The organism is Allostigmatella hybrida, from assembly GCF_020103775.1.
GTDB lineage: Bacteria > Myxococcota > Myxococcia > Myxococcales > Myxococcaceae > Hyalangium > Hyalangium aurantiaca.
On the sequence record NZ_JAHXBH010000002.1, the window covers coordinates 91483 to 109298 of the forward strand.

The 17816-nt window shown below is 68.9% G+C and carries 5 protein-coding genes; 2 read left to right on the forward strand and 3 right to left on the reverse strand.

Annotation, left to right across the window (positions count from 1 at the left end; translation table 11 throughout):
- Window positions 1–184 precede the first annotated feature (184 nt).
- Window positions 185–1684, forward strand: coding sequence for an MFS transporter (locus KY661_RS05775; protein WP_225409254.1), 1500 nt, complete (start codon window positions 185–187; stop codon window positions 1682–1684).
- A gap of 112 nt (window positions 1685–1796) precedes the next feature.
- A complete protein-coding gene (locus KY661_RS05780) occupies window positions 1797–3872 on the forward strand; it encodes an FUSC family protein (RefSeq protein ID WP_225409255.1) in 2076 nt (691 codons plus the stop codon).
- A gap of 2 nt (window positions 3873–3874) precedes the next feature.
- Here KY661_RS05780 and KY661_RS05785 read toward each other — a convergent pair whose 3' ends face one another.
- The 3 genes from KY661_RS05785 to KY661_RS05795 are packed head-to-tail and all read right to left on the reverse strand — an operon-like array spanning window position 3875 to window position 17814.
- Window positions 3875–5440: an amidase gene (locus KY661_RS05785; protein WP_225409256.1), complete on the reverse strand. Its 1566-nt coding sequence runs from the start codon at window positions 5438–5440 to the stop codon at window positions 3875–3877.
- Window positions 5441–5458: 18 nt separating this feature from the next.
- Complete coding sequence (locus KY661_RS05790; RefSeq protein ID WP_225409257.1) at window positions 5459–6778, reverse strand: MFS transporter; 1320 nt, start codon at window positions 6776–6778, stop codon at window positions 5459–5461.
- Window positions 6775–17814 carry a non-ribosomal peptide synthetase gene (locus KY661_RS05795; protein ID WP_225409258.1) on the reverse strand — a complete coding sequence of 3680 codons (11040 nt, stop codon included), beginning with the start codon at window positions 17812–17814 and terminating at the stop codon, window positions 6775–6777. The genes KY661_RS05790 and KY661_RS05795 overlap by 4 nt, the downstream gene beginning before the upstream one ends.
- Window positions 17815–17816: the final 2 nt, after the last annotated feature.

Consider the following 17816-nt stretch of genomic DNA (forward strand, 5'->3'; position numbering starts at 1 on the left):
ATAGTTCAAGACCGCGTGAACTGCATCCGAATCCGTGGTTTCTCTTGGCACTCCAACGGGAATGCCGGAACAACCCGGAGGGCTGGTGACTCAGCAGGCGGCCCAGGTCCCTCCCCGCGGTCCGGTTGAGTCTTCCGCATGCCCGTGAGAGAGGAACCGGGTTCCTCTTTCTCACTTGAGCCGCGTGCCTTCCGTCGCCCTCCGCCGCCACGTTCTGCGCAGCTTCGCCGCGCTTGCCTCCGCCGTCCCGCTGTTCCGTCCAGGCAGCTCCCTGCCGGGCTCCGCCGCGCCGTTGCTGGGAGCGCCGCCCCCCACGGAGCGCCCGGTCCCCACCGCGCCGCGCCGGGTCCTTCGCCGGACGCTGCGGGCCTCGGTGACGGAAGGCATGGTCACGGAGGTGTTCACCGCGTGCGCGGGTGCCACGGCACTCACCGCGTGGGCCATCGCGCTGAAGCTGGGGCCCTTCCTCGTGGGGGTGATGACGGCGCTGCCCTTCTTCGCCCAGTTCATCCAGTTCCCGGCGGCCTGGCTCACCTCCACCTTTGGCCACCGGCGGGTGGCGCTCACCGCGGTGTTCCTGTCCCGCGTGGTGATGCTGCCCCTGTGCGCGGTGCCCTGGCTGCCGCTGGAGCTGGCCGGGCAGCAGCGGCTGCTCGTCGGCATCGCCGCCGCCTCCGCGGTGCTGGGCGTGGTGGGCAACAACGCCTGGGTGGCGTGGATGGGGGAGCTGGTTCCCAAGAACCTCCGGGGCCGCTACTTCGGCCGGCGCACCGCGCTGTGCACCATCTCGGGCACGCTGGCCTCGCTCGCCGCGGGCGTGCTGCTGGACCGCCTGCGCGGCGCCGAGGGCCCGGGCCTGGCGCTGCCCCTGCTGGCGGCGTTCGCGTGCGTCGTGGGGTTCATCACCACGTACATCATGTCCCGGCAGCATGACCCCGCGCCGGGGGGCACCCCGTTCCGGTTGGATCTCCGGGCCACGCTGATGCCCTGGAAGGATGCCCGCGCCCGCCGCGTGCTGCTCTATCAGGTGACGTGGAACGCGGCCGTGGGGCTCTCGGCGCCGTACTTCGCGTTCCACATGATCAAGAACCTCCAGATGACCTTCGTCATCATGGCGCTGCACGCTGCGGCGGTGGCCGGGGTGCGCGTGCTGACCGCGCCGTTGTGGGGCAAGGTCATCGACCGGGTGGGCGCGCAGCCGGTGGTGATGGTCTGCTCCCTGGGCATCTCCACCATTCCCCTGCTCTGGCTGTTGCCCGCCCAGGGCTCGCTGTGGCCCCTGGTGTTCGACGTCCTGCTGGCGGGAAGCCTCTGGAGCGGCCACGGACTGGCGGTGTTCGCGCTTCCGCTGGCGGTGGCCCCGCGCCAGGGACGGCCTTTCTACCTGGCCGCCTTCGCCACCACGGGAGGCCTGGCGTACGCGGCGGCCTCCGCGATGGGAGGCGCCCTGGCGGGAGCGCTGCCCGCCACCTTCACGCTGGGCAGCCACGCCTGGGTGAACTTCCACGTGCTCTTCGTGCTCTCCGCCGTGGCCCGCTTTGGCGCCGTCTTCTTCGCGGCGCGCATCATCGAGCCGGATGCCCAGTCCGTGAGCTCCCTCGGCGCGCTCTTCGGCATGGTGAAGGGCCGTCTCCGGGCACTCCCCGCCTTCGTGGGGGCCCGAACCGAGCGCCGCGAGGCCTGAGCGCGGCGCTCAAGGAGACCTGCCTGCCGGGCAGGCCCTCGCCCGCTCCAGGACGCTGATGGAGCAAGCAGCACGCACCGGTCCGGTTCCAGCCCCAGATTGAGGGGCACGGATGCGAGCCTTTCATCCTTCATATTGGTGGGATTGTTTCCTCGCGTCGGACCCGGACCTCGGCCGCCTGAAGATGGGGCTGCGCGCCCTGCTGGGGCTGGGACTGACCCTGGCGGCCCTCGCCGTGCTGAGCCCGCTCGTGCATCAACCCATGTCCCTGGGGATGGTGGGGATGATGGTGGGGATGATGGCCTCGGTCTCGGTGCAGGACCCGCTTCCCCGGCAGGAGCGGCTCACCCTGCTGTGTGTGCCCGGGGTCGCCGCGGCGGCGGTGTGCCTGGGCGCCGTCTCCGCGCTGAACCTGGTGATGAGCTCCCTCGTCTTCCTGGGGGTGATCTTCCTGGCCGTCGCGGTCCGGCGCTTCGGCCCGCGCGGAACGGCGCTGGGAACGATCGCCTTCATGACGTTCTTCTTCTCACTCTTCGTGCATGCCAGTCCGGCACAGCTTCCCTGGATGCTCGCCAGCATCGGGATTGGCGGCGCGGTGGCCTATGGCGTGCGGGCCTGGGGGGTTCCCGAGCGGCCCTTCGCCTCGCTTCGCAGGACCCTGCACGTCTACCGGCGCAGCATCCGCCTGTTGCTGGCCGAGCTCGCGCAGGTGCTGCAAGCGCCCGAAGGAAGGCTCCCGGAGAAGCGGATCCGCCGGGCCTTCCGCCGGGTGAACGAAGGGGCGATGGAGATCGAACAACACCTCGAACGCGTGCCTCAGGAGGACCTGCCGCCGGGGCTCTCCAAGGAGGAGGTCCGCTGGCACCTGCTCGAGATGGAGCTGTGCGCGGAGCGGCTCGCGTCAGCGGTCTACCAGGGGCTCCACCAGAACAGCCTGGCCCCCGCCGAGCGCCGGGAACTGCAAGCCAGGATGACCGCCCTCTGGCGTGAGCGCCGCGGCCTTCAGCCCCTTCCCTTCCAGGAGCCCTCTGCCTCCGCGGCGAAGATCCAGCGCGCGCTGGGCAAGCTGCAGGAGGTGATGGCCCTTCCCCTTCTGCCGCATCCCGGGACGTCCCGCATCCCCGCCATCGCCGCCGCGGAGCCGCTTCCGGAAGCGGCGGCCCCCCAGGCCCAGCCCCCGAAGCTGCATGCCGCCACCCGCCAGGCCATCCAGGCCACGGTGGCGGGCGGCCTGGCCATGATCGCGGGCCACGCGCTGTCGAGCACCCGCTGGTACTGGGCCGTGGTGGCCTCGTTCGTGGTCTTCAACCGCGCCTCCACCCGGGGAGACATCCTCCTCCGGGCCTGGCACCGGGCCCTGGGCACCGTGGTGGGCGTGCTGGCCGGACTGCTGCTCGCCACGATGGTGAGCGGCCACCGGGACCTGGAGATCGCGCTGCTCTTCGCCTGTGCGTTCCTCGGCTTCTACCTGCTGCGGCTCTCGTACGCGTGGATGGTCTTCTGGTTCACCACGCTCCTGGTACTCCTCTACAGCCTGACGGGGCGTTACTCGCCGGACCTGCTGTACCTGCGGCTGTGGGAGACATTGGCCGGGGCGGGCATCGGGGCCGTGGTGGCGGGGGTGCTCCTGCCCTCGCGCACGAGGGTCCGCGTCTGGCAGAGCGCGGCGGAAGTCCTGCGCAGCGCCGCCGCCTCCCTCGATGTGGTCGCGGCGCCTCCGGGCCCCGCGAATGGTCGCATCCTCGTGGAGCGGGTGCGGCGGATCGACTCCAAGCTGCGGGAGGTTCGCGAGTCCGCGCGGCCCCTCATCGACCGGATGTTCTTCGTGGGGCAGGACACACGCCGCCTCGTGCATGCGCTCGCATCGATTGCCTTCTTCATCCGGCACCTGGAGCCGCTCGGCGCCCCCTCCGGCGAAGAGGAGGCCCTGCGCAAGGCGGCGGCCAGGCTGGCGGAGAAGGCGCGCCTGCTGGCCTCGACCCTGGAGGACGGCCGCCTGGCATTGCCTCCGGGGCTGGACGACTCCCCGTTGAGGCCGCTCGAGAGCGAGGCCAGGACCCCACCGCCTCTGGAACTCCTGCTCAGGCGCATCGATGCCGCCCTCATGGAGCTCCACGATCTGGTGAGAGGGCTTCACGGCACCCCGGGGCCCCATTCCTCGCCGATGACTTCGGCCCCCTCGCGGTGACCTCAGTCGCGAAAGCCCAGCTCCTGCTTCACCCCATCGACGGCCGCGGTGAACTCCTCCGGCGAGAGGGGCGCATCGGTCCGCGTCCGCAGCCGCATGGTGTCCCGCACCCGGTGCGCGACCGCCAGCTTGACGGCGTTGAATTGCGCGACGTCGAGCCGCTCCTCCGTGGAGGGCTCCTCCTGGAATCGCGGTGAGCGCCGGTGCCGGGTCCCCGCCTCGTAGGCCCCGGCGAGTTCGAGCAAGGTGGCCTCGTCCCAGGGTCGGCCCAGGAACGAAAGGCCCACGGGCAGCTCCGTCCCCGTCCCTGCCGCGCGAAACGTCCCGGCCGGGACCGTGAGCTGCGGGGCTTGGGTCACCGTCGCCAGCGTGCCGTGCGCGGGCAGCGAGAGAAAGACGAGCGCGTCGAGCCCCTGCTGGTCCAGCTCCTGGCTCAGGGCGCGCTGGTTGTCGCGGATGATCCGGCGGTACCACGGGGCGAAGACATCCGGCAGGCGCACGTTCGGCCAGAGCGCCACGACCGGGGCCTTGCCAATGTCATGAAGGGCCCCCGGTGCGAGCAGGCCCAGCTTGAACAGCTCCCGCATGGTGGTCGGCGGGGCGCTGCGCGCCTTGAGGTGCACCACGAGCGCGTTGTGGTACGCGAGCGACGAGAGCCGGCTCATCCGCACGCCCTTCAGGTGAACATCCGGCACCACCGTCGCGCCCAGGCTCGCGAGATCCCGCAGTGCCTGCTCGAACGGCGCCCGCATCTCCTCCGGAACGGAGAAGGCCGCATTGCCAGCGCGAACCAGGACCCCGATGCGCCGGCCTGGAACGCGGCGGGAGGACGCCTGGCGCCCAGCCTCCGGCGCCTCCATGGCGCTCAGCACCCGGCCCAGGTCCGCGACCGTCCGGGTGATGGGCCCGGGAGACGTATCCGTACACGCGAGGACCACGCCCTCGCGAGGGACGCGGCCCACACTCGGCCGGAGCCCCACGGTCCCATTGAGGGCGGCCGGCAGGATGATGGAGCAGCAGTCATCGACACCGGCGGCCACCATGCCGAAGTTCGCCGAGATGGCGATCGCAGGGCCATGGCTCGACCCGCCGGGCTCCTCGCGCGTGTCATACACATTGCCCGCCCGGCCAAACCGGCTGCCCCAGGCGTCGGTCCCGATCCCCAGCCCGGTCATGGAGGCCGTCCCCATGATGATAGCCCCGGCGCGGCGCAGGTTCGCCACGAGGGCGGCATCCTCCCGCGCCACGGCATCGGTGAAGTCGAGCAACCCCGCGGAGGCCGCGAGCCCGGCGACGGAGATGTTGTCCTTGACCCAGACGGGGATGCCCTGCAGCGGCTTCGAGACGCCCCCTTCCGCCAGCTCGCGGTCGCAGCGCGCCGCCTGCTCCCGGACGTCCGGAGCAATCGAGACGATGCTGTTGAGCGGAGGCCGCCCGCCCGTGCGGAGGTCGAACCGCTTGACGCGCTGGAGATAGAACTCGACCAGCCGTGAGCACGAGAGGGCGCCGCTGCGGTACCCCTCGTGAACGCTGTCGATGGTCGCTTCGTCGAGAACCGGCCCGCTCATGCCCCCGCCTTTCCCTGGCTACGCGCTGGCATGCGGCACCGCCTCTAAGGCGGCGGGGGAATCCGGAATGACATCCGGCAGCTCCTCCTCGACCCGCCGGAGCGAGGGCATGAGCCAGCCCACGGCCGCCAGCACCACGATGAGTCCGCCCAGGCCCACGAACATGAGGGCAATGCCCCGTCCAGGCCCGACCCCGAACACCTGCCCCAGGCTTCCGGCCAGGGCCCCGGCGGGAGACATGAGCGGCTCCAGTACCTTGTCGACCAGCGGTCCCGCGATGGCGAAGGAGATGACCGAAGCGGCCCTGCCCACCATTCCGTCCAGCGCGAAGACCCGCCCCTGCAGCTCGGGCACCACCTTGCGCTGCAGGATGACCTGCTTGCACCCGAGGATGACGGGGACACACAGGAACGTGCCGAAGCACGCGATGGAGGTCAGCATGCCCACCGGAATCACCCCGAAACCGGCCAGGCTGACCCCGAACAGGGCGGTGAAGGCGAACACGCCGTACACCTTGCGCGAGGGCCCGCCCCAGGCGCCCATGAGGATGCTGCCCACCACCATCCCCACGCCGCCAATGGACCGGACGCTGCCCAGCACCGCGGCCGTGCTCATGGACAGCACCAGCGGCGAGAGCGCCACCTGGGCCATGCCAGCCGTCAGGTTCAGCAAGAAGCTGAAGATCATGAGGCCCATCAAGCCCGCCCGGAGCCTGATGAAACTCCACCCTTCGAGGATCTCGTCCTGCCAGGAGCTCCCCTCGGCACGCTTCTGGGGAACGTGCTTCGCGAACCGGACGAGGAGCAAGGTGACCAGGGCAATGGAGAAGGAGGCGAGATCGATCAGGAGCACCCCCTGCATGCTCATGACGGACATCAGGAGTCCCGCCGCGAGCGGTGCCACGAGCTGCGTGAGCGCCTGGGAGGCCTGAACCATTCCGCTCGCCCGGCCGATGTGCTCCTTGGGCACCATCAGGGTGGTGGCGGCCATCCAGGCCGGGGTGCGGAACGTGTCCGCGGCGCAGTTGAGCACCACGAGGACGACGATGGCCCACAGCTCGGCGCGCTGCACGAAGAACAGCCACATGGCGCCCAGCGCGCACAACAGGCCCACCACATCGCTCCAGAACATCACCCACCGGTGACTGAACCGATCGGCGACGAGCCCCGCCACGGGCGCGGCCAGGAACGCCGGCAGCACGGCCGCCAGAGAGACCAGGGCGAAGGCAGAGGTCGACCCCGTGCTCTCGAAGACCCAGATGCTGAGCGCGAACCCAGCGAGCTGGGAGCCAAACTTCGAGACGAGCTGCCCAAGCCAAACCGTCAGAAAGGCGTTCAAGAGGCCACCTGCGTTCCGCTGCTGTTGAGGGGAGAGGAAGTACGGCTTGCGTGCTCAGCAAAAAGGGGGAGCGATGGCAGGGACTGGAGGGGTTGCTCCGGGTCCGCGATCACGCACTCCACCAGCACCTGGAAGTACGCTTCCAGCGCTTGGATCGTCGCGGACTCGAAGAGGCGGGTCCGGTAGTTGAACCTGCCCACGAAGCCCCGGGGGCCCTGGGACATGGAGAGGGACAGGTCCAAGGGGGCCCACTCCTTCCGCGGGAGGGCCAGCGGAACCGCCACGAGGTCCGCGAACCCGAGGGCCGCGGCCGCCGACTGGCTCGGGAAGGCGAAGCCAATCTGAACGGGCGAGCGGCGAAGCCCCTGAGAGGACCCCTCCAGCATCCGGGCCTTCTCCACATAGGGCATGTCCGCGTGCTCGAAGGCCTCCAGGAAGCCCTCGCGGACCCGTCCGAGGAGCTCCCGGAAGCTCGGGTTGCCGGAGACGTCGCCGCGCAGGAGCGTGATGTTGGCGAAGACGCCGAGCATCTTCTCGCACTCGGCCCGGGTGCGGTTGGCCTGGGTGAAGCTGATCAGCAGGTCCTCCTGCCGCGAGCTGCGGGACAGGAAGGCCTCGAAGACCGCGAGCATGAACAGGAACGGGGTGAGCCCTTCCTTCACGCAGAAGGCGCGGACCTGATCGGACAAGGGGGTGGGCAGCTCGAAGGAGTGGCTGGCGCCCGTGAAGCCCTCGTCGCCGGTGGGCGCGCGATCGAAGGGGAGCCGGAGCGCTTCGGGAAGCGGGGTCAGCTTCCGCTCCCAGTAGGCGCGCAGACGCTCCAACCCGCCCTCCTGCATCCACTGCCGCTCCCAGAGCGTGTAGTCCCGGTACTGGAGCGCCACGGGGGCCAGGGGGGCGGGCTTGCCGTCACGGTAAGCGCTGTACAGAGCCTCCAGCTCGCCGAGGAACACGGAGGCGGACTCGAAGTCCGTCAGCACGTGGTGCATCCCCAGGAAGAGCACATGCTCGTGCCCGGAGAGGCGGAACAGCCCGAAGCGGAGCAACGGCCCGTGCGCCATGTCGAAGGGCTGCCCGAGACGCGCCTCGGTCTGCGCCAAGGCCTCGGCCTCCCGGTAGTCCTCGGGCAGGTGGGAGAGGTCCACCACCGGCAGCTCCACGGAGAGCGTTGGGTGGATCCGCTGGACGGGCACGCCGTCCACGAGGGGGAACGTGGTCCGCAGCGCCTCATGGCGATGCACCATCTCCTCCAGGCCCCGGGCGAGCGCATCCGCGTCGAGAAGGCCCTCCAGCCGGAAGATCAGCGGGACCAGGTTGACGGGATCCTCGGGAGGAAGCTTCCCAGGCATCCACGCCAGCTGCTGCGCGTACGAGAGGGGGACATACTCCGCCGGGGGGACCGGCACGATGGGCGGAGGCTGCGGCCCCTTCGAACCGGCGCGAGAGGCGACGATCTTCTCGACCAGCCGGGCCACCGTGGGTTGCTCGAAGATGTCCAGGACCGCGAGCTCCACGTCGAAGAGGGCCCGGATGCGGGAAAGGATCTTCACCGACATCAGCGAGTGGCCGCCCAGTTCGAAGAAGTCGTCGTGGACGCCGACCTTGTCCACGCCCAACACCTCCGACCAGATGCCTACCACCAGCTCCTCGGTCTGGTTCCGAGGCGCCACATACCGGTCCACCGCCGTTTCGCTCTGGCCCGGCGGCGGCAGCGCCTTGTGGTCCACCTTCCCATTGGGCGTCAGCGGCAGTGCCTCCATCACCACGAACGCCGTGGGCACCATGTACTCCGGCAGCCTCTCGCCCAGGAACGCCTTGAGCCTCTCCGTCTCCAGCTCCTCCTCCTCCTGCGGCACCACGTACGCCACCAAGCGCTTGTTGCCTGCTTCTTCCCGGATCACCACAAGGCCTTCCCTCACCCCCTGGTACTTGCTCACCACCGCTTCAATCTCGCCCAGCTCGATCCGGTAGCCCCGCAGCTTCACCTGCCCGTCGGCCCGGCCCATGAACTCCAGGTTCCCGTCTGCCCGGTACTTCGCCCGGTCCCCGGTCCGGTACAGCCGGGCTCCCGGCTGTGCACTGAACGGGTCCGGAATGAAACTGCTGGCCGTCAGCTCCGCCCGGCCCAGGTACCCCCGGCCCACCCCTTCTCCTCCGATGTACAGCTCCCCCGTCACCCCCACCGGCACCGGTTCCAGCTCCTTGCCCAGCACGTACAGCCTCGTGTTGGGATAGGGCTTGCCGAACGGCGGCTTGCCCTGTCCCGCTTCGCACCGCTTGCTCGCCGTGGTGATGCTGGCCTCTGTCGGCCCGTACTGCTGGATGAAGCGCCGTCCCGGCGCCCACCGGTCCACCAGCTCCGCGGGGCACGCCTCTCCTCCCACCACCAGCGTGCGCAGCGGGCTGTCCTCCTCGTACGGCAGCGCCGCCAGCACCGGCGTGGCCACCATCAGCTGCGTAACGCCCTGCTCCCGGATGAACCGCGCCATCTCCGGCCCAGGCATCAGCGCCTCTGGCGGCGCGAACACCACCGTGCCTCCGTGCAGCAGTGGCAGCAGCAGCTCCTGCACCGCCGCGTCAAACCCGATGGAGGCGAACGGCATCAGCCTCTGCCCGGGCCCCATCTGGCTCTCCCGCTGCGAGCCTCTCAGCGTGTTGAGCACGCTGCGGTGCTCTATCAGCACCCCCTTCGGCTTGCCCGTCGAGCCCGAGGTGTAGATGACGTACGCCAGGTTCTCCGGCCCCACCTCCACCTGCGGCGCCTGCTCCGGCTGCTGGGTGAACTGCTCCCACTCCACGTCCAGCAGCACCCGCTGCTCTCCATACGAGGGCACCTCGTACGCCAGCCGCTCCTGCGTCACCAACACCGGCGCGCCCGCGTCGCTCAGCATGTACCCCAGCCGCTCCATCGGGTGCGCCGCGTCCAGCGGCAGGTACGCTCCCCCCGCCTTCAGGATTCCCAGCACCCCCACCACCAGCTCCACGCCCTTGTCCAGGCACAGGCCCACCACCACATCCGGGCCCACCCCTCGCTCCCTCAGGTAGTGCGCCAGCTGGTTGGCGTACCCTTCCACCTGCCGGTACGTCAGCTCCGTCCCCTCGTACGACACCGCCACTGCCTCTGGCGTGCGCTGCGCCTGCTGCGTGAACACCTCGTGCAGGCACGCACGCTCCACCTCGGTGCCGGTGGCATTCCACTCCTCCACCACCCGCTGCCGCTCCTGCGCGCTCATCAGCGGCAACTTCGACACCCGCTGCTCCGCGTTGCCCGCCACCGCCTCCAGCAGCCTCGTCAGGTGCCCCAGCATCCGCTGGATCGTCTCCTCCTCGTACAGCTCCGTGCTGTAGTCGCAGAAGCCCGCCAGCCCATCCCCCTGCTCGAACGTCATCAGCGCCAGATCGAACTTCGTCGTCACCGTCTGCGCCTTCACGCCCGAGATCTGCAGATCGCCGAGGTGGGGATTCGACGCGGCATTGCGCAAATCGAAGACCACCTGGAACAGGGGCGAATGGCTCAGGCTGCGTGTGGAGGCCAGCTCATCCACCAGCCGCTCGAAGGGCACGTCCTGGTGCGCGTACGCACCCAACGCCACCTCCCTTACCCGTCCCAGCAGCTCCCGGAACGTCGGATCTCCTCCCAGGTTGACGCGCAGCACCAGCGTGTTCATGAACAAGCCGATGAGCGGCTCGGTCTCGGTCCGGTTCCGGCCGGCGATGGTCGTCCCTACCGAGATGTCCTCCTGCCCGCTGTAGCGGTACAGCAGGGCGTGGAAGGCCGCCTCCATCAGCATGAAGAGCGTCACCCCCTCCCGCTGGGCCAATCCGCGCAGCGCCCGCGTGAGAGGGGCGGACAGCTCGAACCCACCGACAGAGGCTCCCCGGGTGGTGCGAACCGCCGGGCGAGGACGATCCGTGGGCAGCTCCAGGACGGCGGGCGCTCCGGCCAGTTGCTTCCGCCAATACACCAGCTGGCCTTCCAGCACTTCGCCGGACAGCCAGTTGCGCTGCCATACCGCATAGTCCGCGTACTGAATGGGCAGCTGCGGCAGCGAGACCGGACTCCCAGCCGTGAACCCCTGGTAGAGGCTCGCCAGCTCGCGGAAGAAGATGCCACCGGACCATGCGTCGTTGACGATGTGATGCATCGACAGCAACAGCACGTGCTCGTCCGGTGAGAGCCGCAGCAACTGCGCGCGCACCAAGGGCTCTTTGTCCAGGGCGAACGGCTTAAGCGCGTCCTCGCTGGCACGCTGCCGCACCTCGGCCTCACGCTCCTGCTCAGGCAGGCCCGAGAGCTCCACCACCGGCATCTGGAACAGGAGGTCCGGGGAGATCACCTGAGCGGCTTTGTCCCCTGTCGCCACGAAGTTCGTCCGGAGCACCTCATGCCGGAGGATGATTTCCTGGAAGCTCTTCTCCAGGGCTTCGGCATCCAACTGCCCCTTGAAGCGCAGCGCGATCGGGACGTTGAACAGCGCGCTCCCGGGCTCCAGTTGGTCCATGAACCACAGCCGCTCCTGCGCGAAAGAGAGCGGAATCTCCTCGTCGCGCGGAACCGGCAGGATCGACGGGGCCTGGAGCCCCTGACTGTCATCCGAGGACACGATGATCCGGGCCAGGCCCGCCACGGTGGGGAATGCGAACAACTGGCTCACGGCCAGCTCCACCTGCAGCGTGTCCCGGATCCGCGAAAGCACCCGCGTGGCCATCAGCGAGTGGCCGCCCAGGTCGAAGAAGTCGTCGTGGACGCCGACCTTCTCCACGTCCAACAGCTCCGACCAGATGCCCGCCACCAGTTCCTCGGTCTGGTTCCGAGGCGCCACGTACCGGTCCACCGCCGTTTCGCTCTGGCCCGGCGGCGGCAGCGCCTTGTGGTCCACCTTCCCGTTGGGCGTCAGCGGCAGCGCCTCCATCACCACGAACGCCGTGGGCACCATGTACTCCGGCAGCCTCTCGCCCAGGAACGCCTTGAGCCGCTCCGTCTCCAGTTCCTCGTCCGGCTGCGGCACCACGTACGCCACCAGACGCTTGTTGCCCGTCTCCTCCTCCCGCACCACCACCACCCCGTCCCGCACCCCCTGGTACTTGTTCACCGCCGCTTCGATCTCACCCAGCTCGATGCGGTAGCCCCGCAGCTTCACCTGCCCATCGGCCCGGCCCATGAACTCCAGGTTCCCATCCGCCCGGTACTTCGCCCGGTCTCCGGTCCGGTACAACCGGGCCCCCGGCTGTGCGCTGAACGGGTCTGGAATGAAGCTGCTGGCCGTCAGCTCTGCTCGGCCCAGGTAGCCCCGGCCCACCCCTTCTCCTCCGATGTACAGCTCCCCCGTCACCCCCACCGGCACTGGCTCCAGCTCCTTGCCCAGCACGTACAGCCGCGTGTTGGGATAGGGCTTGCCGAACGGCGGCTTGCCCTGCCCCGCCTCGCACCGCTTGCTCGCCGTGGTGATGCTGGCCTCCGTCGGCCCGTACTGCTGGATGAAGCGCCGTCCCGGCGCCCACCGGTCCACCAGCTCCGCAGGGCACGCCTCTCCTCCCACCACCAGCGTGCGCAGCGGACTGTCCTCCTCGTACGGCAGCGCCGCCAGCACCGGCGTGGCCACCATCAGCTGTGTAATGCCCTGTTCCCGGATGAACCGCGCCATCTCCGGCCCAGGCATCAGCGCCTCCGGCGGCGCGAACACCACCGTGCCTCCGTGCAGCAGCGGCAGCAGCAGCTCCTGCACCGCCGCGTCAAACCCGATAGAGGCGAACGGCATCAGCCTCTGCCCGGGCCCCATCTGGCTCTCTCGCTGCGAACCTCTCAGCGTGTTGAGCACGCTGCGGTGCTCAATCAGCACCCCCTTGGGCTTGCCCGTCGAGCCCGAGGTGTAGATGACGTACGCCAGGTTCTCTGGGCCCACCTCCACCTGCGGTGCCTGCTCCGGCTGCTGCGTGAACTGCTCCCACTCCACGTCCAGCAGCACCCGCTGCTCTCCGTACGAGGGCACCTCGTACGCCAGCCGCTCCTGCGTCACCAGCACCGGTGCGCCCGCGTCGCTCAGCATGTACCCCAGCCGCTCCATCGGGTGCGCCGCGTCCAGCGGCAGGTACGCTCCTCCCGCCTTCAGGATGCCCAGCACCCCCACCACCAGCTCCACGCCCTTGTCCAGGCACAGGCCCACCACCACATCCGGGCCCACCCCTCGCTCCCTCAGGTAGTGCGCCAGCTGGTTGGCGTACCCTTCCACCTGCCGGTACGTCAGCTCCGTCCCCTCGTACGACACCGCCACTGCCTCTGGCGTGCGCTGCGCCTGCTGCGTGAACACCTCGTGCAGGCACGCACGCTCCACCTCGGTGCCGGTGGCATTCCACTCCTCCACCACCCGCTGCCGCTCCTGCGCGCTCATCAGCGGCAACTTCGACACCCGCTGCTCCGCGTTGCCCGCCACCGCCTCCAGCAGCCTCGTCAGGTGCCCCAGCATCCGCTGGATCGTCTCCTCCTCGTACAGCTCCGTGCTGTACTGGCAGAGGCCCACCATTCCGTCCTCATGGTCCACCATGAGGAATGCCAGATCGAACTTCGTCGTGGTGATCTGGGTCCGCAGGGGCGAGAGCTTGAGATCCGCCAGCGCCGCAGGGGGACCTCCAGCAGGGAGCCCCACGTCGAAGACCACCTGGAACAGGGGCGAATGGCTCAGGCTGCGCGTGGGGGCCAGCTCATCCACCAGCCGCTCGAAGGGCACGTCCTGGTGCGCGTACGCACCCAGCGCTACCTCCCGCACCCGTCCCAGCAGCTCCCGGAACGTCGGATCTCCTCCCAGGTTCACACGAAGGACGAGGGTATTGATGAACAGGCCAATGAGCGGCTCGGTCTCAGTCCGGTTACGGCCAGCGATGGTCGTCCCTACCGAGATGTCCTCTTGCCCGCTGTAGCGGTACAGCAGGGCGTGGAAGGCCGCCTCCATCAGCATGAAGAAGGTCACGCCCTCCTTCTGAGCCATCCCGCGCAGCGCTCGAATCAGCGCCGCGGGAAGCTTGGGCCCCACGGCGAGTGCGCCCCGGGTGGTGCGAACCGCCGGGCGAGGACGATCCGTGGGCAGCTCCAGGACCGTGGGGGCTCCCGACAGCTGCTTGCTCCAGTAGGCCAGCTGCCCCTCCAGCACTTCGCCGGACAGCCATTTGCGCTGCCACACCGCATAGTCCGCATACTGAAGGGCCAGCGCGGGAAGAGGAGACGCTTCGCCACGGCCGTGAGCCGCGTAAAGGGCCTCCAGTTCCTTGAAGAACAGGCCCATGGACCAGCCGTCGGTCACGATGTGGTGAAGTGCCAGCAACAGCACTCCCTCTTGTGGCGCAAGGCAGAGCAACTGGGCCCGCAGCAGGGGCCCCTTCGTGAGGTCGAACGGCCGAGCCGCATCCTCGTCGGCCCGGCGTTGCACCTCCGCCTCTTGCTCGTGCCCAGGCAAGCCTGAGAGGTCCACCACGTTCAGCTGGATCCGCAGCTCCGGCGAGATGACCTGCACCGTCTGGCCTTGCACCGTCGCGAACGTCGTCCGCAGCGCCTCGTGACGCTTGCAGAGTTCCCGCAGGCTCCACTCCAGGCGCCCAGCATCCAAGGGGCCCGTCACCCGCGCGGCCAGGGTCAGGTTGAACGACGGATCTCCGGGAGAAAGCTGATCCAGGAACCACAGCCGCTGCTGAGAGAAGGACAACGGCAACGGCTGCTCTCGCGGCACGGGGGCAAGCGGGAACACCTGGGGCGCGGGCGTCTCGTGCCGGGCGGAATCCACCCGCTGGGCCAGAGCGCTCACCGTTGGCGCCTCGAAGAGCCACCTCAGCGGCAACTCCATCTGAAACGCGTTCCGAAGCCGCGAAGCGGTTTGCATCGCCAAGAGCGAGTGACCGCCCAGGGCAAAGAAATTGTCGTGCCGCCCCACCCTCGGAACACCGAGCAGCTGCGCCCAGATCCCGGCCACCAGTTCCTCACTGGGGGATCGCGGAGCAGTGAAAGACTCGACCTCACGCGCCATGGGCGCTGGCAGGGCGCGACGGTCCACCTTCCCGTTCTGTGTCACCGGGAGCGTTTCCAGCACCATGAAGGCCGCTGGAACCATGTACTCCGGCAGCGTCCCCGACAGGAGGGCCCGCAGCTCGTCCTCGCGCACCGTCTGTCCAGGATGAGCCGTGACGTAGGCCACGAGCCGTGCCCCTCCGGGCCCGTCCTCGCGCACCACCACCACTGCCTCGTGTACCGCAGGGTGCTTGGCCAGCACCGCCTCGATCTCTCCCAGCTCGATGCGGTAGCCCCTCACCTTCACCTGCGTGTCCAACCGGCCCAGGTACTCCAGCTTCCCGTCCGCCTGCCTCTTCACCAGGTCGCCCGTCTTGTACATCCGCGCCCCGGCCTGCCGGCTGAACGGGTCCGGCATGAACCGCTCCGCCGTCAGCTCTGGCCGCCCCAGGTACCCTCGCCCCACGCCCTCTCCGCCGATGTACAGCTCTCCGGCCACTCCCTTGGGCACCACCTGCAGCTGCCCATCCAGCACGTACAGCTGCGTATTGGCGATCGGGTGGCCGATGGGTACCGCCCCTTCGGCCGCATCCGCCGCACCCACCTCGTAGATGCTGCAGCCCACCACCGTCTCGGTCGGGCCGTACTCGTTGATGAGCCGCGTCTGCGGTGCATGCTCTCGCCAGTACCTCAGGCTCTCGGCCGACAGCCCCTCTCCTCCGATGATGAACGCCCGCGTCCGGCCCTTCACCTCTTCGGGCTTCAGCTGCTGCGCCAGCACCTTCAGGTGCGTCGGTGTCAGCTTCACCAGGCTGTAGTTCTCTCCAGCTTTCAGCGCCTCGCCCAGCCCCTCTACCCCCGCCTCTTCCCCCACCATCACCACTGGCCGTCCCACCACCAGCGGCAGCACCAGGCTCGTCACCGTCAAGTCGAACGAAATCGACGAGTGCACCGGCGCGCCTTGGCCCTCCTCCACCCGGTACTCTCTCGCACTCCACGTCAGGTAGTTGCACACCCCCTGGTGCTCGATCATTGCCCCCTTCGGCCTCCCCGTGGAGCCCGAGGTGTAGATGACGTACGCCAGGTTCCGGGACCTCACCCCGCTCACCGGCGCATGCTCTGGTTGCTGCGCCAGTTCGGCCCGTTGGGTGTCCAGGCACACCACCTGCGCCCGGGGCTCGCTGAAGCGGCTCACCAGCGACGCCTGCGTCACCAGCACCGGCGCACGGGTGTCCTCCAGCATGAAGGCCAGCCGTTCCTGCGGGTACGCCGGGTCCAGTGGCACGTACGCACCCCCGGCCTTCAGAATCCCCAGCAGGCCCACCACCGTGTCCACCGTTCGCTCGGTGCACAGCCCCACCAGTGTCTCCGGGCCTACCCCCTTCTTCACCAGCAGGTGCGCCAGCTGATTGGCTCGCCGGTTCAGCTCCCAGTACGTCACCTGCTCGCTTCCGCTCCGCACCGCCACCGCTTCCGGCGTGCGCTCGGCCTGCGCTTCAAACAGCTGATGGACGCACTGCTCCCTCGGGTACTCCGCCGACGTCTGGTTCCACCCATCCAACACCTGCTGACGCTCGTCTGCCGTCATCATCGCCAGCTCCGTAATCCGCTGATCCGGATGGGCGACGATGGACTGGAGCAACTGCTCGTAGTGCTTGGCCAGCCGGGCGATGGTGTCCGCCTCGAACAGGTCCGTGTTGTACTCCCAGGAGCCCGCCAGCGTTCCGCGCTCCGTGTCGTGCAGCAACAGCGTGAGATCGAACTTGGCCGTCTCGGGCTGAATGTCCAGGCTCTTCAGCGAGAGCCCCGGCAGCTCGAGCCGCGCCTTCGACAGCGGCTGGTGAACGAGCATCACCTGGAAGAGCGGAGACCGGCTCAGATCCCGCTCCAGTTGCAGTGCATCCACCAGTTGCTCGAACGGAACTTCCTGGTGCTCGAAGGCCTCCATGCTGGCCACCCGCGTCCGGGCCAGAACCGTCCGGAAGCTGGGTGCCCCCGACAGGTCCACACGCAGCGCCAGCGTATTGACGAAGAACCCGATGAGGCCTTCCACCTCACGCCGGCCACGGCCCGCGGTGACATAGCCCGTGGTGATGTCCGTCTGCTGGGTGTAGCGGAACAGCAGCGTCTTCAACGCCGCCATCAGCGTCATGAACAGCGTGGCGCCTTCCTGGCGGCTCAGCGCCGCAAGCGCCTCGCTCAGCGGGCGAGGCAATTCGACGAAGAGGCGCGCTCCCTGCGTGGTCCGCAGCGCCGGACGAGGACGATCCCCGCGCAGCTCGGTCATCGGAGGAGGACCGCGCAGCTTCTCCTTCCAGTACGCGAGCTGATTGTCCAGCACCGCTCCCCGCAGCCACTGCCGCTGCCACAGCGCGTAGTCCGCGTACTGAACCGGCAGCGCGGGCAGCGAGGGCACCTTGCCCATCAAGAAAGCGTCATAGAAGGTTTCCAGCTCGCGAAGCAGGACGGCCTGGGACCACCCGTCGAAGACGATGTGATGCACCGTCATCACGAGCACATGCGCCTGCGCGTCCAGCTTCAGCAGCCGCATCCGGAGCAGAGGTCCCTGCGTCAGATCGAAGGGCCGGCGCACCTCTTCACCCGCCAGCCGCCGGATCTCCTGCTCCTGCTCCGCCACGGGAGTGGAGCCCAGCTCCTCCACCGGCAAGCGAAGGGCCACCGGCGGTGAGATGATCTGAAGCGGTTGCCCATCGCGCTCGACGAACACCGTCCTCAGCGCTTCATGGCGCTGAAGGAGCGCATTGAAGCTCTTCTCCAGGACGGCGGCGTCGAGCGACCCCTCCAGGCGGATGACCATCAGGAGGTTGTACAGAGCGTTCCCGGGCTGCAGCTGCTCCAGGAACCACAGCCGCTGCTGCGCGAAGGACAGCGGGGCGGGCTGGGAGGCATCCCGCACGGGCCACGCCTCGGCCACCGGCACCCCTGGCACCGGAGCCTTCTTCTCCTGCTCCGCCAGCCGCCGCAAAAGCAGCTGCCTCTTCTCGGGCGGAAGGTCCGCGATGCGCTTGGACAGATCACTCATGA